This window comes from Staphylococcus sp. HMSC061G12 (genome assembly GCF_001838465.1).
Lineage (GTDB): Bacteria > Bacillota > Bacilli > Staphylococcales > Staphylococcaceae > Staphylococcus > Staphylococcus simulans.
Genome location: NZ_KV837147.1, coordinates 21,753 through 40,628, shown reverse-complemented (window position 1 = coordinate 40,628; position 18,876 = coordinate 21,753). Strand labels below are relative to the sequence as shown.

Genomic DNA, 18,876 nt, shown 5'->3' with positions numbered 1-18,876 from the left:
ACTGAATTGAGAATTCAAACTAAGCAATATATCAATGGTGAATGGGTTGATAGTGCAAGTGGCGAAACAATCGATGTCATCAACCCAGCAACTGAAGAAGTACTAGGTCAAGTTGCGAAAGGTAACAAAGAAGACGTAGATAAAGCAGTCCAAGCTGCAAAAGATGTTTATCTTGAATTCCGTCACAGCAGTGTAGAATATAGAAGAGACTTACTCGATAAAATTGTCAAAGAGTATGAAAATAGAAAACAAGATATTATTGAAGCGATTACTGATGAACTAGGTTCACCGCTTGAAAAATCCGAAAATGTGCATTATCAAATGGGACTTAATCACTTCTCAGAAGCAAGAGATGCATTGGATAATTTCCAATTTGAAGAAAGACGCGGTAATGACTTAGTGGTGAAAGAAGGTATTGGTGTTGCTGGTTTAATCACACCATGGAACTTCCCAACTAACCAAACATCATTAAAATTAGCAGCAGCATTCGCAGCTGGTAGTCCAGTCGTATTAAAACCTTCTGAATTAACACCATACGCAGCAATTATCTTAGCTGAAATCTTTGATAAAGCTGGTGTACCAAAAGGTGTATTCAACTTAGTAAATGGTGACGGCGAAGGTGTCGGCAATCCATTAAGTGAACATCCAGATGTACGCATGATGTCATTCACAGGTTCAGGACGTACAGGTGCAAAAATCATGGAAAAAGCAGCACAAGACTTCAAAAAAGTTTCACTTGAACTTGGTGGTAAATCACCTTATATCATTTTAGATGATGCAGATGTAGAAGAAGCTGCTGAAGCTGCAGTCGGCAAAGTTTATAACAACACAGGCCAAGTATGTACTGCAGGTACAAGAACTATTATTCCTGAATCAATGAAAGATAAATTCATTGAAGCAGCAAAAGAAAAAATGAGCCAAGTAAAAGTTGGAGATCCAAGAGAAGAAGGCGTTCAAATGGGTCCAATCATCAGCAAAAAACAATTTGATCAAGTTGAAGATTATATTCAAAAAGGTATCGATGAAGGTGCTGAATTAGTTCTTGGCGGTGTAGGTAAACCTGAAGGATTAGACAAAGGTTACTTCGCAAAACCAACAATCTTTGCGAATGTTGATAACCAAATGACTATCGCACAAGAAGAAATCTTTGGACCTGTAATGTCAATTATCACTTACAAAGACCTTAAAGAAGCAATTGAAATTGCGAACGAAACAAAATATGGTCTTGCTGGTTATGTATATGGTAAAGACTTAAACACTTTACGCAAAGTTGCACGTGAAGTTGAAGCAGGTACAATTGAAATCAATGAAGCAGGTCGCAAACCAGATTTACCATTCGGTGGTTATAAACAATCAGGTATCGGTAGAGAATGGGGCGACTATGGTATTGAAGAATTCTTAGAAATCAAATCAATTGCAGGTTACTATAATGAATAACCTTTGAATACTATTTGCTGGGCACGAAAGTGCCCAGCTTTTTTAATGGAGAAATAGTTAATTATACGCAATTGATAACGTTAGACCAATGATTGTTTTTGTAATTAAAATGGAAATTTGCTATGGTTATCTTATGAAAAATACTTTATAATAAGTAAATACGTAAAATTAAAACGAAATGAGTGTCAAACATGCCTGAAAGAGAACGTACATCTCCTCAATACGAGTCTTTCCACGAACTTTATAAGAACAACACTACTAAAGCGCTAACTCAAAAAGCAAAATCTCTTAAACTTACAAATTATAGTAAACTTAATAAAAAAGAATTAGTATTAGCTATCATGGAAGCTCAAATGGAAAAAGACGGCAACTATTATATGGAAGGTATCTTAGATGATATTCAACCTGACGGTTACGGTTTTTTAAGAACAGTCAACTATTCCAAGGGCGAAAAAGATATTTATATTTCTGCAAGCCAAATCCGCCGTTTTGAAATCAAACGAGGGGATAAGGTTACAGGTAAAGTCAGAAAGCCGAAAGATAATGAGAAATATTATGGTTTACTGCAAGTTGACTTCGTTAATGATCACAATGCAGAAGAAGTCAAAAAACGTCCTCACTTCCAAGCACTTACACCACTATATCCAGATGAACGTATTCGATTAGAAACAAAATCAACTAACTATTCCACACGTATCATGGACTTGGTTTCACCGATTGGTTTAGGCCAACGTGGTTTAATTGTCGCACCGCCTAAAGCAGGTAAAACAACGTTGCTTAAAGAAATTGCGAACGCCATTTCAGCAAACAAACCAGAAGCTAAATTGTTCATTTTATTAGTTGGAGAACGACCAGAAGAGGTAACAGATATTGAACGTTCAAGTGATGATGCAGAAGTAGTGCATTCAACATTTGATGAGCCGCCAGAACATCATGTTAAAGTTGCTGAATTATTACTAGAACGTGCGAAACGTTTAGTTGAAATCGGAGAAGACGTCATTATTTTAATGGACTCTATTACACGATTAGCACGTGCATACAACTTAGTTATTCCACCAAGCGGACGTACTTTATCAGGTGGTTTAGATCCGGCTTCATTACACAAACCTAAACATTTCTTTGGTGCGGCAAGAAATATTGAAGCAGGCGGCAGCTTAACGATTTTAGCCACTGCATTAATTGATACAGGTTCTAGAATGGACGATTTAATTTATGAAGAATTCAAAGGAACAGGTAACATGGAGCTTCATTTAGATCGTAAATTAGCTGAAAGACGTGTCTTCCCAGCTATTGATATTGGTCGAAGCTCAACACGTAAAGAAGAATTGCTGGTAGATAAGAAAGATTTAGAAAGCTTATGGCAATTACGTAATATGTTTACAGATTCTACAGACTTCACAGAACGTTTCATTAGAAAGTTAAAACGTTCGAAAAATAATGAAGAATTCTTCCAACAATTACAAAAAGCAGCTGAAGACAGCAAGCGTACAGGCAAGCCGATTATATAAATATAAATTTGATTTGTCTTCCAGAATGGGTTGCAATTTATTCTGGTAACAATTATAATTACTAAGTATTGGGTAAAAACTCACAAATAACTCTGTTCCAGATGGTTCAGGGCAAAGGAGCTGAAAATAATAATGAGACAAGGAATCCATCCTGAATACCACAAAGTAATTTTCTTAGATACTACTACTAACTATAAATTCTTAAGTGGTTCAACTAAAACATCATCAGAAACAATGGAATGGGAAGATGGTAACGAATATCCAGTTATCCGTTTAGATATTTCATCTGACTCACATCCATTCTACACAGGTCGTCAAAAATTCGCAGCAGCGGATGGCCGTGTTGAACGATTCAACAAAAAATTCGGTCTTAAATCAAACAACAATCAATAATATTGAATGTCATTTACTCTCGCTTTTAAAGCGAGAGTTTTTTTACTTTTTTGTCCGAATTCATTTGGATTTTCTTGCAGTTATTTCTCTATCAAAATTAAAAATATGATATAATGAGATGATTTTGTTTTGAAAAGGAAGGAAAAGCATAATGTATGAAACTTATCATTCCGGCTGGATTGAATGTATTACCGGCAGCATGTTCAGCGGTAAATCTGAAGAATTAATCCGCAGATTAAAACGCGGCATGTATGCAAAACAGAAAGTCGTTGTATTTAAACCTGCAATAGATAATCGTTACCATAAAGAAAAAGTGGTATCGCATAATGGTAATGCGATAGAAGCCATTACAATTAAAGCAGCTGAAGAAATCTTTGAACAGGATTTAACAGGGGTAGATGTCATCGGTATTGATGAAGTACAATTCTTTGAACATTCAGTAGTAGATATCGCACAAGAGTTGGCTGAACAAGGTCATCGTGTGATTGTTGCTGGATTGGATATGGATTTCAGAGGTGAACCTTTTGAACCGATGCCTCAACTAATGGCAGTCAGTGAACTTGTCACAAAGTTACAAGCCGTTTGTGCAGTCTGTGGTGCACCTGCCAGCAGAACGCAACGTTTGATTAATGGCAGACCTGCCAAAGCAGATGATCCGATTATTATGGTTGGTGCAGATGAAAGTTATGAACCGAGATGTCGTGCACATCATATTGTTGCACCAAGTGAGACTGAGAAGGAGGAATTATAATCATGTTTGATCAATTAGACATTGTTGAAGAACGTTATGAACAGTTGAACGAATTACTGAGTGATCCAGATGTGGTCAGTGATTCTGATAAACTGCGTGAATACTCAAAAGAACAATCTGATTTACAAAAAACAGTAGATGTTTATCGTGAGTATAAACAAAACAAAGAAGATATTGAAGAAATGAATGAAATGCTGAATGAAACAACAGACAAAGAAGAAGTCGACATGTTGAAATCAGATATCAGCGAATTAAAAAATACATTACCTGATTTAGAAGAACAATTAAAACTATTATTGATTCCTAAAGACCCAAATGATGACAAGAACGTTGTCGTTGAAATCCGTGCCGCAGCAGGTGGAGATGAAGCAGCCATCTTTGCGGGTGATTTATACCGTATGTATTCACGTTATAGTGAAGCACTAGGATATAAAACTGAAGTCATTGAAATGAATGACAGTGACCATGGCGGTTTCAAAGAAATCAGCTTTATTATCAATGGTCAAGGTGCTTATTCTAAATTAAAATACGAAAATGGCGCACACCGTGTACAACGTGTACCTGAAACTGAATCAGGCGGTCGTATTCATACGTCAACTGCTACTGTAGCGGTACTGCCTGAAGCGGAAGATGTAGAAATTGAAATTAGAAATGAAGACTTGAAAATTGAAACATATCGTTCAAGTGGTTCAGGTGGTCAGCACGTCAATACGACTGACTCAGCAGTACGTATTACGCATTTACCAACAGGTATTATTGCGACATCATCTGAAAAATCACAAATTCAAAACCGTGAAAAAGCATTGAAAGTGTTGAAAGCACGTGTGTATGATATGAAATTACAAGAAGAACAAGAAAAATACGCATCTGAAAGAAAATCAGCAGTGGGTACTGGGGACCGTTCAGAACGTATTCGTACGTATAACTATCCACAAAATCGTGTCACTGATCACCGTATCGGTTTAACAATTCAAAAGTTAGATCAAATCATCGAAGGTAAATTAGATGAAATTATCGATGCGTTAACAATGTCAGAACAGACAGAGAAATTGAAAGAATTGAACAACGTTGAATTATAAAGAAGCGGTTCAAGCTGCCTCAAAACAAGCGACTGCTCGTGGTTATGAATCGAAACGCGCAGAATGGCTGTTGCTAGATTTATTAGATTGGTCGTTGACGGACTATGTACTGCATATGCAGGATACCATGCCAGAAGAACATGAACGGTTATATCAACAAGCGGTCGAGCGTATGTTGACAGGGGAACCGATTCAATATATCACTGGCTTTCAAAGTTTCTTAGGAGAAAAGTTTCAAGTAGATGAACGTTGCTTAATACCAAGACCTGAAACAGAAGAAGTACTCATGTACTTTTTAGAACGTTTACCTAAGCAAAGTGTGGTGGCAGATATTGGGACGGGAAGCGGTATTTTAGCTGTCTCCTTAAAACGTTTAGAACCAAGTTTGACAGTGTATGCGTCAGATTTATATGAAGGACCGTTAACTATTGCTGAAGCTAATGCGAAGCTGCATCAAACAGAAATCACTTTTATACAAGGCAGTGATTTGGAACCTTACATTAAACAAGGTATTCGTTTAGATGGTTTGATTTCTAATCCGCCGTATATTGATGAAAGTGAATCTGTCGATATGGCCGAAACAGTTTTGAATTATGAACCACATCAAGCTTTATTCGCAGATGAACAAGGTTTAGCGATTTATCGTGCGATCATTGAAAAATTGCCGTATGTTTTAAATGATCAGGCACTTGTCGTCTTTGAAATTGGTTATAATCAAGGCGCAGTATTAAAAACGATGATTGAAACCATGTATCCAAAAGTACAAGTTGAAGTCGTCGCAGATATTAATCAAAACGATCGAATTGTCGCATTTAAATGGTCAGCTTAAACAGAGGATGAGAAGTTATGGGAGAAGAAGGGGAATCGCACATTCCCTGTTCTCGCATAACTTCTTATTTTGTTTTACAATTAAATTGAAAGGACGTGCAGCAGAAAATGATGACAAAAACATGGGATTTACGTAACCAATTACAGACAGAACAAGGTCAACGTGCATTAAATGAAATCAGTGACATCTATCATGCGGGCGGTTTAGTCGCAATTCCGACAGAGACAGTTTATGGATTAGGAGCTAACGCATGTGATGATCAAGCCGTACGTCGTATCTATGAAGCGAAAGGACGTCCATCTGATAATCCTTTAATCATTCATATTCATGATAAAAGTCAATTGAATGATTTTGTGGCTTCTTATTCAAAAGAAGTGGAACAATTAATGGATGCGTTTTGGCCAGGGCCGATTTCTTTTATCTTACCGTTGAAACCAGGTTACTTATGTGAACGTGTCTCAGGAGGTCTTGACTCTATCGCAGTGAGAATGCCGAGTCATCCTATTGGTCGTGCTATTTTGAAATATACAAATCTGCCGATTGCTGCACCGAGTGCTAATATTAGCGGCAGACCTTCACCTACAACTTTCTCACATGTCTTTAATGATATGGACGGACGGGTAGAAGGAATAGTAAATGGTGATCAAAGTGAAGAAGGTTTAGAAAGTACAGTACTTGACTGCACACAATATCCTTATAGAATTGCAAGACCAGGTGCGATAACAGAAGAAATGATTGACTCTGTATTGCCAGGTTCTGTAGACCACGATGCACAATTAAATACAGAAAAACCAATCGCACCAGGTATGAAGTATAAACATTATTCACCACTAACACCTGTAGCGATGCTGACAAGTTTAACACAAGCTATTTCAGAGGATAAAGATTGGTCGCATACATTGTTTGCGGTACCTGCGACATTGCAGGCTTACTTGCCAAAAGATGCTATTTATCGCGAACTTGCAAAAGATGTCACTGATTTAAAATCCGCAAATCATATGCTATATCAAATTCTGCACGAGCTTGATACGGATGAATCCATTGAACAAGGTTATATTTATCGTTTTGAACCTACAGATGAAAGTACAGCTTTCTTAAATCGTTTAGAAAAAGCAACAGGTAATCAACAAATAGGAGCGGATCAACTGTGAAAATAATCTTTGTTTGTACAGGAAATACATGTCGCAGTCCAATGGCTGAAAGTATTGCGAAATCATTAATGCCTGAACATACCTTTTATTCAAGAGGTTTATTTGCGATGAATGGTCAAACTGCAGCTGCACATACACAATCTATTTTAGAAGAAAAAAATTTAGATTCGCCGACAAAGGCTTGTCAGTTGTCTGAAAGTGATTTAGATGCAGACTTGATTTTGACAATGACTGAAGGACATAAGCAACAACTCGAAATGATGTATGCGCAACCATTACCGGTATATACGCTTTATGAGTTTGCAGGCCAAAAAGGTGAAGTTTCAGATCCCTATGGCGGAGACCTCAATCAATACCAACAGATTTATAATGAACTGAATTACTTATTGAACGAAGTGAAGTTAAGATTGGAAAAAGATGTTAATAATTAGTATGAGTTGAGCTTTAAATGCGTTATAATAGCAACTATATAGCATCGTTTGCTTTACATAAGCGAGAACTTTTCTGTTTTCGCTTGAGATGAGTTTACAAAGGGGTGGAATTAAATGGAAAATTTGAAGTTATTGCTTAATGAGTTAAAAGAACAAGATTTCTTCAAACCCGGAGAAATTTGTGTTATTGGTTGTTCAACATCTGAGGTTATCGGTGAGCGAATCGGCTCAGTCGGTTCAATGGAAGTAGCACAAGAAATCTTTGATGCTTTGATGGAAATCCGTAAAGAGACAGGTGTCACTTTTGCATTCCAAGGTTGCGAGCATATCAATAGGGCAATTACTATCGAAAGAGAACATTTCAATCCACTTACAATGGAAGAAGTTACAGTTGTGCCCGCAACGCATGCTGGCGGCAGTATGTCGACATATGCTTATCGTCACTTAGACAATCCGATGGTTGTTGAACATATCACTGCTGATTGCGGTATTGATATCGGTCAAACAATGATCGGTATGCATATCAAACATGTTGCAGTACCTGTACGTACTTCAGTGAAGCGTGTCGGGGATGCGGTCGTGACACTTGCGACTTCTAGACCTAAGCTAATCGGCGGCGAACGTGCTCACTATACTTTATAACTAAATGAATTGGGGGAATGATGTCATGTCATTTATCGAAAAGGAAGACAAAGCAGTATTTGAAGCTATTCAAAACGAATACAATCGTCAGAATAACAACATTGAATTAATCGCATCAGAAAACTTTGTGTCAGAAGCAGTAATGGAAGCACAAGGTTCAGTATTGACTAACAAGTATGCTGAAGGTTACCCAGGACGCCGTTATTATGGCGGCTGCCAATTTGTAGATGTAACAGAAACATTAGCGATTGAACGTGCGAAAGAGTTATTTGGTGCAGAACACGTTAACGTACAACCACATTCAGGTTCACAAGCAAATATGGCAGTTTATTTAGTTGCATTGGATTACGGTGACACTGTATTAGGTATGAACTTAAGCCATGGCGGTCACTTGACACATGGTGCTAAAGTCAACTTCAGCGGACAATTTTATAACTTTGTCGAATACGGTGTAGATAAAGAAACAGAACGCATCGATTACGAAGAGGTACGTCGTCTTGCGAAAGAAAACAAACCTAAATTAATCGTTGCGGGAGCATCAGCTTACCCAAGAGAAATCGACTTCAAGAAATTCAAAGAAATTGCTGATGAAGTCGGTGCTAAATTAATGGTAGACATGGCACATATCGCTGGTTTAGTAGCTGCAGGTTTACATCAAAACCCAGTAGACTATGCTGATTTTGTGACAACTACAACGCATAAAACTTTAAGAGGCCCTCGTGGCGGTATGATTCTTACTAAAAAAGAATATGCGAAACAAATTGATAAAACAATTTTCCCAGGTATTCAAGGTGGACCATTAGAACATGTTATTGCGGCAAAAGCAGTAGCATTCGGTGAAGCATTGCAACCTGAGTTCAAAGTTTATCAAGAACAAGTCATCAAAAATGCGAAAGCATTAGCTGATACGTTAATCAATGAAGGCTTCAGAGTTGTTTCTGGTGGTACAGAAAACCACTTAGTAGCGGTTGATGTTAAAGGTTCATTTGGTATTACAGGTAAAGAAGCGGAAGAAGCATTAGATGAAGTGGGCATTACTTGTAACAAAAACACAATTCCATTTGACCAAGAAAAACCATTCGTAACAAGCGGTTTACGTTTAGGTACACCAGCTGCAACAACACGTGGATTCGATGAAAAAGACTTTGAAGAAGTAGGTAAAATCATCAGCCTAGTTGTTCAAAATCCTAAAGATGAAGCGAAGTTAAAAGAAGCTTCTGAACGCGTACAAGCTTTGACTTCAAAACATCCACTATATAAATAAGAGAACTAGGAGGCTATTCCTTTATGGGAAAAGTACATGTATTTGATCATCCGTTAATTCAACATAAATTAAGTTACATCCGTGACGTCCACACTGGAACAAAAGAGTTCAGAGAGTTAGTAGACGAAGTCGGTATGTTAATGGCATATGAAGTGACAAGAGATTTGGAACTTCAAGATGTTGAAATCGAAACACCCGTGACTAAAACGGTAGCGAAAAGATTATCTGGTAAAAAACTAGCGTTTGTACCGATTCTTAGAGCTGGTTTAGGTATGACACAAGGTGTCTTAAGCTTAATCCCTGCAGCGCGTGTCGGTCATGTCGGTTTATATCGTGACCCAAAAACATTGGAAGCAGTCGAATACTTTGTTAAATTGCCTCAAGATATTGAGGAAAGACAAATTATTGTTGTAGATCCAATGTTAGCAACAGGTGCTTCAGCAATTGAAGCTATCAACTCATTGAAAAATCGTGGTGCGAAACATATTCGTTTCATGTGCTTGATTGCTGCGCCTGAAGGTGTGGAATTACTTCAAGAAGCGCACCCGGATGTTGATATTTATATTGCAGCACTTGATGAAAAATTGAATGATAAAGCATATATCATCCCAGGTTTAGGTGATGCTGGAGACCGTTTATTCGGTACAAAATAAAAAGTGTTCAGCAGTCACACATGTTAACCCATGTGCATGCTTTAAATGGAAATAAGAGATAAATAGATATAAGAGTATGCAAATTGTTTAGCGTAGATGAACAGAAAGTTCAATCTGTGATGCCATAACATTGCATACTCTTTCTCTGTATAGGAGGCATTGACTTGAAGAAAATAATGACAATCTTCGGCACGCGACCTGAAGCAATCAAAATGGCGCCATTAGTCAATCAATTAAAACATGAAGAAGCGCTAGAACCTGTGGTTGTCGTTACGGCTCAACATAGAGAAATGCTTGATGCTGTACTAGAAACATTTGATATTCAACCAGATTATGATTTAAATATTATGAAGGCAGGGCAAACATTATCAGATATTACTTCTAGAGTTTTAAAAGGATTGGAAGCTATTATTCAACAAGAGAAACCAGATATGATATTAGTCCACGGTGATACGATGACTGCATTTGCCAGCGGTTTAGCAGCATTTTACAATCAAGTCGCTATAGGTCATGTAGAAGCTGGATTAAGAACTTGGAATAAGTATTCGCCTTATCCTGAAGAGATGAATCGCCAAATGATCAGCTGTTTATCAGATATTCATTTTGCGCCGACAAAACAAGCGAAGGCGAATCTATTAAAAGAGAATATACCTAGCGCTAAAGTTGTAATTACAGGCAACACTGCCATTGATGCTATGAATACTACAATTCAAAAGGATTATCATTCAGAAGTGATGAAACGTCATAAAGACAAGCGCGTTATTTTATTGACAGCGCATCGTAGAGAAAATTTAGGTGAACCCATGGCACATATTTTCAGTGCAGCACGAAGATTAGTGGAAGCTCATGAGGATGTGGTGTTGGTTTATCCTATGCATAAGAATCCTAAAGTACGTGAAATTGCACAACAGTATCTCAGTGATCATGATCGTATAGAATTGATAGAACCTTTAGATGTCGTAGATTTTCATAACTTTGCCCATCAGTCTTATTTGATACTAACAGATTCAGGCGGTATTCAAGAAGAAGCACCATCTTTAGGCAAACCAGTTTTAGTATTAAGAGATACAACAGAACGACCTGAAGGTGTAGAAGCGGGTACCTTGAAATTGACTGGTACGGATGAAGAAGATGTGTATCGAGAAGCTGAATTATTATTAACGAATAAAGCACTTTATCAGCAAATGAGTGAAACTGCCAATCCTTATGGTGATGGTAAAGCTTCGAAACGCATTTGTGACAATATTAAGTATTATTTTAATCTGACAAGCGAAAAACCTGTAAATTTTAATGAAAATAAAGACAATTATGAATGATTTGTTAAAAATGTGTCTAATTTGTGACAAAAATCACTCATAAGAATTGCATGTTTTGAATGTAATTGACACGCGTTCCATTGCTATATTATGATTAAAAATGTATGGATGAAATGGTTTACAAATGATTCGTATCTCCATGTGAAATGAGGCACAATAAATGAAACAGTTCAACTTAATTTTTAAGCAATATCTTCAATATTACATTTATTGGTTGTTAGCCTTGGTTGTAATAGCAATTTTTATACCAAAGCCTTTCATTATTGGTCTTATCATCGGTTCATTTGGTTCCTTGATCAATACATACATCTTTGAATTATATTTATCTCAGGCGCAGAAACATGAAACGTCTCAGATATCTACAGGTGGGATATGGCGCTTTTTAGTGGCACTTGCTGCTTGTATTATCTGGGTTTATTTCAAAAACCAAGTGAATATTATTGGTGTAATGATTGGTTTAATGATTTCATACCTATTAATCATTTTTCGACCATTTCTTCACAAAATGTAATACAAATCAACGAATGAAAGAGGTGAGTATTATATGCAACATAAAAGCCCTGTAGTTACATGGGAGCTATTTGGTTTAGATATCAAATTCAACTTGGCTAGTATTTTAATGGTAATTATTACAGCAATTATTGTTTTAGCAATAGCCATAGCTTGTACACGTAACTTACAGAAACGACCGACTGGCAAACAGAACTTCATCGAATGGGTCTTTGACTTTGTTAGAGGCATCATCGAGAGTAACCTTGCATGGAGACATGGCGGTCAATTCCACTTCTTGGCAGTGACATTAATTATGTTTATCTTTATCGGTAACATGTTGGGTCTGCCATTTGCGATAGTCATCGACCATACGCTATGGTGGAAATCTCCGACAGCTGATGCCACAGTTACTCTGACGTTGGCAATGTTAATGATTCTGTTGACACATTACTACGGTATCAAGTTGCGCGGAGCGAAAGGTTACTTTAAAAATTATGCTCAGCCTTTCTTAGCGTTAACACCTGTCAATATATTTGAAGAATTTACAAATACATTGACGCTCGGTCTACGTTTATACGGTAATATTTACGCTGGTGAAATTTTAATCGGCTTATTATCTACTTTAATCATAGGCCATGCAGCTTGGGGTTGGATTATCAGTATTCCAGGCTTAATTGCTTGGCAAGCATTCTCGATTTTCATCGGTACGATCCAAGCGTATATCTTTATCATGTTATCCATGGTATACATGTCCCACAAAGTTGCGGACGACCACTAGTTTTTCCACATTAAAATTTTATAAAAATATTTAGGAGGATTTTTTAATATGAATTTAATCGCAGCGGCAATCGCAATTGGTTTATCAGCACTTGGTGCAGGTATTGGTAATGGTCTTATTGTATCTAGAACAGTTGAAGGTGTAGCACGTCAACCAGAAGCACGTGGACAATTAATGTCAATCATGTTCATCGGTATCGGTTTAGTTGAGGCATTACCTATCCTTGGCCTTGTTATCACATTCATCGTCTTATTCATGTAATTTATACATCGATACTAACGGCGAAGTCTCACATCGACTCTCGCCATTTCTTTCGTAAACAACTATCGTAAGAGCCAATAGAGGACTTTGAATGAAAGGAGTGTCCAAGTACTGTGACTGCGACTACAAACACATTAGTTTTAGGTGCTGCAGGCGGCGGTGTTGAATGGGGTTCAGCATTAGTAACATTAATTACTTTCTTAATCCTTTTAGCATTGCTTAAAAAGTTCGCATGGGGTCCATTGAAACAAGTCATGGATAAACGTGAACGCGATATCAACAAAGATATCGATGATGCAGAACAAGCTAAAATTAATGCTCAAAAATTAGAAGAACGAAATAGACAAACACTAAGAGAAACTCAAGAAGAGGTTCAAAAAATCTTAGAAGAAGCAAAAGTTCAAGCGCGTGACCAACATGAACAAATCATTCATGAAGCTAACGTCCGTGCAAACGGCATGATTGAAACTGCACAAAGTGAAATCAACAGCCAAAAAGAACGTGCAATCTCTGAAATCAACGATGAAGTTTCTAAACTATCAGTTCTGATTGCATCTAAAATTTTACAAAAAGATATCTCAGAACAAGATCAAAAAGACTTGATCGACAAGTACATTAAAGAGGTAGGGGATAAATAATGGCAGATGTTGCTAAAAAATATGCCCAAGCACTGTATGAAACGTCACTCGATAAAGATGTTTTAGATTTAATGTACGATGAATTTGCTGTTATTGATGAAGCAGTAATTCCTTATAAAGAGAAATTAAAATCTTTCGATGAAGATCCAAAGAATATTGCACAAAACCGCAAAGCTTTTGTTGATGCAACATTCCAAGATATCAATGAATACTTAAAAAACATGTTATATGTCTTAGCTGAAAATCGTAATCTTGCGATTATCTCAGAAGTATTCAGAGCATTCCAAGGTTTATACAATCAACACTATAATCAAGACTTTGCAACGGTTGAGTCTGTATATGAGCTTTCTCCAGAAGAACTGGACAAAGTAGGGGAGTCTTTAATTCAACGTACAGGACTTGAAAGAGTCATTCTTACAAATGAAATCAATCCAGCACTCATCGGCGGTTTGAGAACAACTGTAGGAACTAAAGTATATGACGGCAGTATTCAAAATGATCTTATTAACTTAGAGAGAAGATTTACTAGAACGAAATAATAATTATAGAGGAGTGACATAGATGGCCATAAAAGCTGAAGAGATTAGTGCATTACTTCGCTCACAAATTGAAAATTATGAGTCAGAGATGTCTGTTACTGATGTTGGTACAGTAATTCAGATTGGTGACGGTATTGCATTAGTTCACGGATTAAACGACGTTATGGCTGGTGAGTTAGTAGAATTCCATAATGGTGTGCTTGGACTAGCTCAAAACTTAGAAGAATCTAACGTCGGTATTGTAATTTTAGGACCATACACTGACATTAAAGAAGGCGACGAAGTTAAACGTACAGGACGTATCATGGAGGTGCCTGTAGGTGAAGAATTAATCGGTCGTGTCGTGAATCCATTAGGTCAACCACTTGATGGACAAGGTCCAATTGAAACAAATAAAACACGCCCAGTTGAAGAAAAAGCAACAGGCGTTATGGCAAGAAAATCAGTTGACGAACCATTACAAACAGGTATCAAAGCGATTGACGCATTAGTACCAATCGGTCGTGGTCAACGTGAGTTAATCATCGGTGACCGTCAAACTGGTAAAACAACAATTGCAATCGATACAATCTTGAACCAAGCGGATCAAGACATGATTTGTATCTATGTAGCAATTGGTCAAAAAGAATCAACAGTACGTGCGACTGTAGAAAAATTAAGACAGCATGGTGCTTTAGATTACACAATCGTTGTAACTGCATCAGCAGCTGACCCAGCTCCATTATTATACATTGCGCCATATGCAGGTGTAGCAATGGGTGAAGAATTCATGTTCGACGGTAAACAAGTGTTAATCGTTTATGATGATTTAACTAAACAAGCAGCAGCTTACCGTGAACTTTCATTATTACTTCGCAGACCACCAGGTCGTGAAGCATACCCAGGTGACGTTTTCTATCTACATAGTAGATTATTAGAACGTGCAGCTAAATTGAACGATGAATTAGGTGGCGGTTCAATTACTGCATTACCTATCATTGAAACACAAGCCGGAGATATCTCTGCTTATGTTCCAACAAACGTAATCTCAATCACTGATGGACAAATCTTCTTAGAATCAGACTTGTTCTTCTCAGGGGTACGTCCAGCGATCAACGCCGGATTCTCAGTATCTCGTGTAGGTGGTTCAGCGCAAATTAAAGCAATGAAAAAAGTTGCGGGTACTTTACGTTTAGACTTAGCTTCATACCGTGAGTTAGAATCATTCGCGCAATTCGGTTCAGACTTAGATGAATTCACAGCAAGAAAATTAGAACGTGGTAAACGTACAGTTGAAGTTCTTAAACAAGGACAAGGTGAACCATTACCAGTTCAAAACGAAGTATTAATCATCTACGCATTAGTTAATGGCTTCTTAGATGATATCCCAGTTCAAGACGTTCAACGTTTTGAAGCAGAAATCATCAGCTGGACTAAAAACAATGCGCCAGAAATCTTAGATGAAATCAAAACAAAAGGTACTTTACCTGACAAAGAAAAAATGAACAGCGCAATTGAAAACTTCAAACGCAGTTTCAGTATTTCTGAAGAGTAAGATGAAGCGAAGTATAAATAAGGTGGTGAAATAATGGGATCTCTAAAGGATATTGATTCAAGAATCAAGTCGACGAAAAAAATGAATCAAATTACCAAAGCGATGAACATGGTAGCGAGTTCTAAGCTCAACAGAGCGCAACGTAACACGAACCAGTTCAAACCTTATATGGAAAAAATGCAAAATGCGATTACAGCAGTTGCAGGCCAAACGACTTCTAATCATCCGATGCTGAAGAAACGTCCGGTTAAAAAACGTGGTTACTTAGTTATTTCAAGTGATCGTGGATTAGCTGGTGCATATAACGCAAATATCTTGAAGAAAGTGGTACAAGATATCGAAGCGCGTGGTGAAAGTCAGAGCGATTATAAATTACTCGTTCTTGGTAAAGTAGGTATTGATTTCTTCAAAAACAGAGACTATGAAGTAGACTTTGCATTGCCGGATGTTCCAGATCAACCGTCATACAAAGATATTTCTTCTGTAACGAAGAAAGCAATCGATTTATATAGCAACGGTGATATTGATGAGTTGGAAATTTACTACAACAAATTCGTCAACGTTCTTGAAAATACGCCAACTGCAAGAAGAGTATTACCATTAGCAGAAGAAGATACAAGTTCAGGACATGGACAAATGTCTTCATATGAATTCGAACCAGATAAAGAATCAATTTTAAATATTATTTTGCCGCAATATGTAGAAAGCTTAATTTACGGCTCAATTCTGAATGCGAAAGCCAGCGAGCACGCATCTAGAATGACTGCCATGAAGAATGCTTCTGATAATGCGAGCGACCTTATTGACGATTTATCATTAGAATATAACCGAGCACGTCAAGCAGCAATCACACAACAAATTACTGAGATTGTCGGTGGCGCAACAGCTCTTGAATAGTATATTAAAGGAGGAAAAAAGAATGGGTGTAGGCCGCGTAACACAAATCATGGGTCCAGTTATTGACGTAAGATTCAATCATGATGAACTGCCTAAGATTAATAACGCATTAGTGCTAGATGTACCTAAGAAAGATGGCACGACTGAATCTCTTACATTAGAAGTAGCACTTGAATTAGGCGACGACGTAGTTAGAACTATCGCCATGGACTCTACAGACGGAATTAAACGTGGTGACGACGTTAAAGACACTGGTCGTCCAATCAGTGTACCTGTCGGTGAAGATACGTTAGGAAGAGTATTTAACGTTTTAGGTGATCCAATCGATAATGATGGACCGATTTCTGAATCAGTTCCACGTGAACCAATTCATAGACAACCACCTAAATTTGATGAATTATCAACAAAAGTTGAACTACTTGAAACTGGTATCAAAGTAGTAGACTTATTAGCACCATATATCAAAGGTGGTAAAGTTGGTTTATTCGGTGGTGCCGGAGTAGGTAAAACTGTATTAATCCAAGAATTAATTAATAACATCGCTCAAGAACACGGCGGTATTTCAGTATTCGCAGGTGTTGGTGAACGTACACGTGAAGGTAACGACTTGTACTTCGAAATGAGCGACAGTGGTGTTATCAAGAAAACAGCGATGGTATTCGGACAAATGAACGAACCACCTGGTGCACGTATGCGTGTAGCTTTATCAGGTTTAACAATGGCTGAATACTTCCGTGATGTTAAAGGACAAGACGTTCTTTTATTCATCGATAATATTTTCCGCTTCACACAAGCAGGTTCTGAGGTATCAGCATTGCTTGGCCGTATGCCATCAGCCGTTGGTTACCAACCAACATTGGCAACAGAAATGGGTCAATTACAAGAACGTATCACTTCTACAATGAAAGGTTCTATCACATCTATCCAAGCGGTATTCGTACCTGCCGATGACTATACTGACCCAGCGCCAGCAACAGCTTTCGCTCACTTAGACTCAACAACTAACTTAGAGCGTAAATTAACAGAAATGGGTATCTACCCAGCCGTTGACCCATTAGCGTCAACTTCACGTGCGCTTGAACCAAGCATCGTTGGTCAAGAACACTATGATGTTGCTCGTCGTGTACAATCAACATTACAAAAATACAGAGAATTACAAGATATCATCGCAATCTTAGGTATGGATGAATTATCTGATGAAGATAAGAGCACAGTTGAACGCGCAAGACGTATTCAATTCTTCTTATCTCAAAACTTCCACGTTGCAGAACAATTCACTGGTCAAAAAGGTTCATACGTACCTGTTAAGCGTACAGTTGAAGACTTCAAAGACATTCTTGAAGGTAAATACGACCACATCCCTGAAGATGCATTCCGTTTAGTCGGCAGCATGGACGATGTATTAGAAAAAGCTAAAGACATGGGTGTTGAAGTATAATATTAGGAGGTAAAGTTTAATGAACACAATGAACGTTAATATTGTTACTCCTAATGGTTCTGTTTATAACCAAGATGATGTTGAAATTGCGATTCTGCAGACAGTTGGAGGCGACATTGGTGTAATGGCCGGCCATTTACCAACTGTTACAGCAATTAAAACAGGTTATGTTAAAGTAAATTATACAGATGGGATTGATTTCATTGCGGTCAGTGATGGTTTCGTTGAAATCAGACATGAAAGCACATCAATTATTGTACAGACAGCAGAAAAAGCTGAAGATATTGATATCAGACGCGCTAAATCGGCTAAAGAAAGAGCAGAATCACATTTGAATAACAATGACGAAGATACTGACATTAACAGAGCAGAACGAGCTTTAGAACGTGCGGAAAACCGCATTAAAGTTTCGGAAATGAAATAATAACAACCATAAAGTATAGGATATATCTCACTTTGAGGTATATCCTATTTTTTAATGTCAAATTTTAGGGTAAACATATGAGTGAACAGATATTAGGATTTTGAATTTCTAAGTAAGAATGTATGATTTTACTTTATTTTCATGTACAATATGAGACAGTAAACAATTGAGGAGACGACAAAGATCATGGAATATTTAGGGCAATTTGCGATTGCGCATTTGATTATGCATGTGCTTTGTATCTGTGTCGCATATTGGGCATTGAATGCGATTAGGTTGGATCAATTCTTTAAAAAGGGTTATCCTGTCCAAGTACAAGTGTTGATTATATTTCTTGCGATTTTAATCGGGACAGGAGTTAGTAATTTCATCATAGATTTATTGCAATTTTCAACGCAACTTAAATATCTTGGCCGCTAAT

General features: G+C 37.5%; 22 protein-coding genes. All 22 read left to right on the top strand.

Annotated elements, in window-relative coordinates; translation table 11 throughout:
- The first annotated feature begins 6 nt into the window (after positions 1–6).
- The 22 genes from HMPREF2937_RS09785 to HMPREF2937_RS09680 all read left to right on the top strand — a co-directional run bounded on the left by HMPREF2937_RS09785 (position 7) and on the right by HMPREF2937_RS09680 (position 18,875).
- On the top strand, positions 7–1,437 hold the full coding sequence (locus tag HMPREF2937_RS09785; protein WP_023016119.1) for an aldehyde dehydrogenase family protein: 1,431 nt from the start codon (positions 7–9) through the stop codon (positions 1,435–1,437).
- A gap of 191 nt (positions 1,438–1,628) precedes the next feature.
- Complete coding sequence (gene rho / locus HMPREF2937_RS09780) at positions 1,629–2,945, top strand: transcription termination factor Rho (RefSeq protein ID WP_002481801.1); 1,317 nt, start codon at positions 1,629–1,631, stop codon at positions 2,943–2,945.
- 132 nt (positions 2,946–3,077) lie between these two features.
- Positions 3,078–3,338 carry a type B 50S ribosomal protein L31 gene (locus HMPREF2937_RS09775; protein ID WP_002481800.1) on the top strand — a complete coding sequence of 87 codons (261 nt, stop codon included), beginning with the start codon at positions 3,078–3,080 and terminating at the stop codon, positions 3,336–3,338.
- A gap of 151 nt (positions 3,339–3,489) precedes the next feature.
- Positions 3,490–4,089 (top strand): thymidine kinase, encoded by a 600-nt coding sequence (locus HMPREF2937_RS09770; protein WP_002481799.1) that lies wholly within the window; start codon positions 3,490–3,492, stop codon positions 4,087–4,089.
- A gap of 2 nt (positions 4,090–4,091) precedes the next feature.
- Positions 4,092–5,168, top strand: a complete 1,077-nt coding sequence (prfA, locus tag HMPREF2937_RS09765; protein ID WP_023016117.1) for a peptide chain release factor 1 — start codon at positions 4,092–4,094, stop codon at positions 5,166–5,168.
- Entirely contained in the window at positions 5,158–5,997 is an 840-nt protein-coding gene (gene prmC / locus HMPREF2937_RS09760; protein WP_070864476.1) for a peptide chain release factor N(5)-glutamine methyltransferase, read from the top strand. Before prfA ends, prmC begins: the two co-directional genes overlap by 11 nt.
- Positions 5,998–6,104: 107 nt before the next feature.
- Positions 6,105–7,148 (top strand): L-threonylcarbamoyladenylate synthase, encoded by a 1,044-nt coding sequence (locus HMPREF2937_RS09755; protein ID WP_070864475.1) that lies wholly within the window; start codon positions 6,105–6,107, stop codon positions 7,146–7,148.
- A complete protein-coding gene (locus HMPREF2937_RS09750) occupies positions 7,145–7,579 on the top strand; it encodes a low molecular weight protein arginine phosphatase (RefSeq protein ID WP_002481795.1) in 435 nt (144 codons plus the stop codon). The genes HMPREF2937_RS09755 and HMPREF2937_RS09750 overlap by 4 nt, the downstream gene beginning before the upstream one ends.
- Positions 7,580–7,693: 114 nt before the next feature.
- On the top strand, positions 7,694–8,221 hold the full coding sequence (locus HMPREF2937_RS09745) for a TIGR01440 family protein (protein WP_023016114.1): 528 nt from the start codon (positions 7,694–7,696) through the stop codon (positions 8,219–8,221).
- 25 nt (positions 8,222–8,246) lie between these two features.
- Positions 8,247–9,485: a serine hydroxymethyltransferase gene (gene glyA / locus HMPREF2937_RS09740; protein ID WP_002481793.1), complete on the top strand. Its 1,239-nt coding sequence runs from the start codon at positions 8,247–8,249 to the stop codon at positions 9,483–9,485.
- Positions 9,486–9,508: 23 nt separating this feature from the next.
- Positions 9,509–10,138: a uracil phosphoribosyltransferase gene (gene upp / locus HMPREF2937_RS09735; protein WP_060804043.1), complete on the top strand. Its 630-nt coding sequence runs from the start codon at positions 9,509–9,511 to the stop codon at positions 10,136–10,138.
- Positions 10,139–10,302: 164 nt separating this feature from the next.
- Positions 10,303–11,454: a non-hydrolyzing UDP-N-acetylglucosamine 2-epimerase gene (wecB, locus tag HMPREF2937_RS09730; RefSeq protein ID WP_070864474.1), complete on the top strand. Its 1,152-nt coding sequence runs from the start codon at positions 10,303–10,305 to the stop codon at positions 11,452–11,454.
- Between the two features lie 160 nt (positions 11,455–11,614).
- Positions 11,615–11,965, top strand: coding sequence for an ATP synthase subunit I (locus tag HMPREF2937_RS09725; protein WP_070864473.1), 351 nt, complete (start codon positions 11,615–11,617; stop codon positions 11,963–11,965).
- Positions 11,966–11,998: 33 nt separating this feature from the next.
- The gene (gene atpB / locus HMPREF2937_RS09720; RefSeq protein ID WP_070864472.1) at positions 11,999–12,724 is read left to right on the top strand and encodes a F0F1 ATP synthase subunit A; all 726 of its coding nucleotides are present in this window, start codon (positions 11,999–12,001) and stop codon (positions 12,722–12,724) included.
- A gap of 48 nt (positions 12,725–12,772) precedes the next feature.
- Entirely contained in the window at positions 12,773–12,985 is a 213-nt protein-coding gene (gene atpE / locus HMPREF2937_RS09715; protein ID WP_002481788.1) for a F0F1 ATP synthase subunit C, read from the top strand.
- A gap of 113 nt (positions 12,986–13,098) precedes the next feature.
- Complete coding sequence (locus tag HMPREF2937_RS09710) at positions 13,099–13,623, top strand: F0F1 ATP synthase subunit B (protein ID WP_002481787.1); 525 nt, start codon at positions 13,099–13,101, stop codon at positions 13,621–13,623.
- On the top strand, positions 13,623–14,162 hold the full coding sequence (locus tag HMPREF2937_RS09705; protein ID WP_002481786.1) for a F0F1 ATP synthase subunit delta: 540 nt from the start codon (positions 13,623–13,625) through the stop codon (positions 14,160–14,162). Before HMPREF2937_RS09710 ends, HMPREF2937_RS09705 begins: the two co-directional genes overlap by 1 nt.
- Positions 14,163–14,184: 22 nt before the next feature.
- On the top strand, positions 14,185–15,696 hold the full coding sequence (atpA, locus tag HMPREF2937_RS09700) for a F0F1 ATP synthase subunit alpha (RefSeq protein ID WP_002481785.1): 1,512 nt from the start codon (positions 14,185–14,187) through the stop codon (positions 15,694–15,696).
- Between the two features lie 33 nt (positions 15,697–15,729).
- Positions 15,730–16,593 (top strand): ATP synthase F1 subunit gamma, encoded by an 864-nt coding sequence (atpG, locus tag HMPREF2937_RS09695; protein ID WP_002481784.1) that lies wholly within the window; start codon positions 15,730–15,732, stop codon positions 16,591–16,593.
- 22 nt (positions 16,594–16,615) lie between these two features.
- Positions 16,616–18,031 (top strand): F0F1 ATP synthase subunit beta, encoded by a 1,416-nt coding sequence (gene atpD / locus HMPREF2937_RS09690; RefSeq protein ID WP_002481783.1) that lies wholly within the window; start codon positions 16,616–16,618, stop codon positions 18,029–18,031.
- Between the two features lie 19 nt (positions 18,032–18,050).
- The gene (locus HMPREF2937_RS09685) at positions 18,051–18,455 is read left to right on the top strand and encodes a F0F1 ATP synthase subunit epsilon (RefSeq protein WP_002481782.1); all 405 of its coding nucleotides are present in this window, start codon (positions 18,051–18,053) and stop codon (positions 18,453–18,455) included.
- 186 nt (positions 18,456–18,641) lie between these two features.
- On the top strand, positions 18,642–18,875 hold the full coding sequence (locus HMPREF2937_RS09680) for a DUF1146 family protein (RefSeq protein WP_002481781.1): 234 nt from the start codon (positions 18,642–18,644) through the stop codon (positions 18,873–18,875).
- Position 18,876: the final 1 nt, after the last annotated feature.

Excerpts from the sequence above, each read along its gene's own strand:
- rho (WP_002481801.1), top strand. The coding sequence starts at position 1,629 with ATGCCTGAAAGAGAACGTACATCTCCTCAATACGAGTCTTTCCACGAA.
- HMPREF2937_RS09775 (WP_002481800.1), top strand. The coding sequence starts at position 3,078 with ATGAGACAAGGAATCCATCCTGAATACCACAAAGTAATTTTCTTAGAT.
- HMPREF2937_RS09770 (WP_002481799.1), top strand. The coding sequence starts at position 3,490 with ATGTATGAAACTTATCATTCCGGCTGGATTGAATGTATTACCGGCAGC.
- prfA (WP_023016117.1), top strand. The coding sequence starts at position 4,092 with ATGTTTGATCAATTAGACATTGTTGAAGAACGTTATGAACAGTTGAAC.
- HMPREF2937_RS09755 (WP_070864475.1), top strand. The coding sequence starts at position 6,105 with ATGATGACAAAAACATGGGATTTACGTAACCAATTACAGACAGAACAA.
- HMPREF2937_RS09745 (WP_023016114.1), top strand. The coding sequence starts at position 7,694 with ATGGAAAATTTGAAGTTATTGCTTAATGAGTTAAAAGAACAAGATTTC.
- glyA (WP_002481793.1), top strand. The coding sequence starts at position 8,247 with ATGTCATTTATCGAAAAGGAAGACAAAGCAGTATTTGAAGCTATTCAA.
- upp (WP_060804043.1), top strand. The coding sequence starts at position 9,509 with ATGGGAAAAGTACATGTATTTGATCATCCGTTAATTCAACATAAATTA.
- HMPREF2937_RS09725 (WP_070864473.1), top strand. The coding sequence starts at position 11,615 with ATGAAACAGTTCAACTTAATTTTTAAGCAATATCTTCAATATTACATT.
- atpB (WP_070864472.1), top strand. The coding sequence starts at position 11,999 with ATGCAACATAAAAGCCCTGTAGTTACATGGGAGCTATTTGGTTTAGAT.
- atpE (WP_002481788.1), top strand. The coding sequence starts at position 12,773 with ATGAATTTAATCGCAGCGGCAATCGCAATTGGTTTATCAGCACTTGGT.
- HMPREF2937_RS09705 (WP_002481786.1), top strand. The coding sequence starts at position 13,623 with ATGGCAGATGTTGCTAAAAAATATGCCCAAGCACTGTATGAAACGTCA.
- atpA (WP_002481785.1), top strand. The coding sequence starts at position 14,185 with ATGGCCATAAAAGCTGAAGAGATTAGTGCATTACTTCGCTCACAAATT.
- atpG (WP_002481784.1), top strand. The coding sequence starts at position 15,730 with ATGGGATCTCTAAAGGATATTGATTCAAGAATCAAGTCGACGAAAAAA.
- atpD (WP_002481783.1), top strand. The coding sequence starts at position 16,616 with ATGGGTGTAGGCCGCGTAACACAAATCATGGGTCCAGTTATTGACGTA.
- HMPREF2937_RS09685 (WP_002481782.1), top strand. The coding sequence starts at position 18,051 with ATGAACACAATGAACGTTAATATTGTTACTCCTAATGGTTCTGTTTAT.
- HMPREF2937_RS09680 (WP_002481781.1), top strand. The coding sequence starts at position 18,642 with ATGGAATATTTAGGGCAATTTGCGATTGCGCATTTGATTATGCATGTG.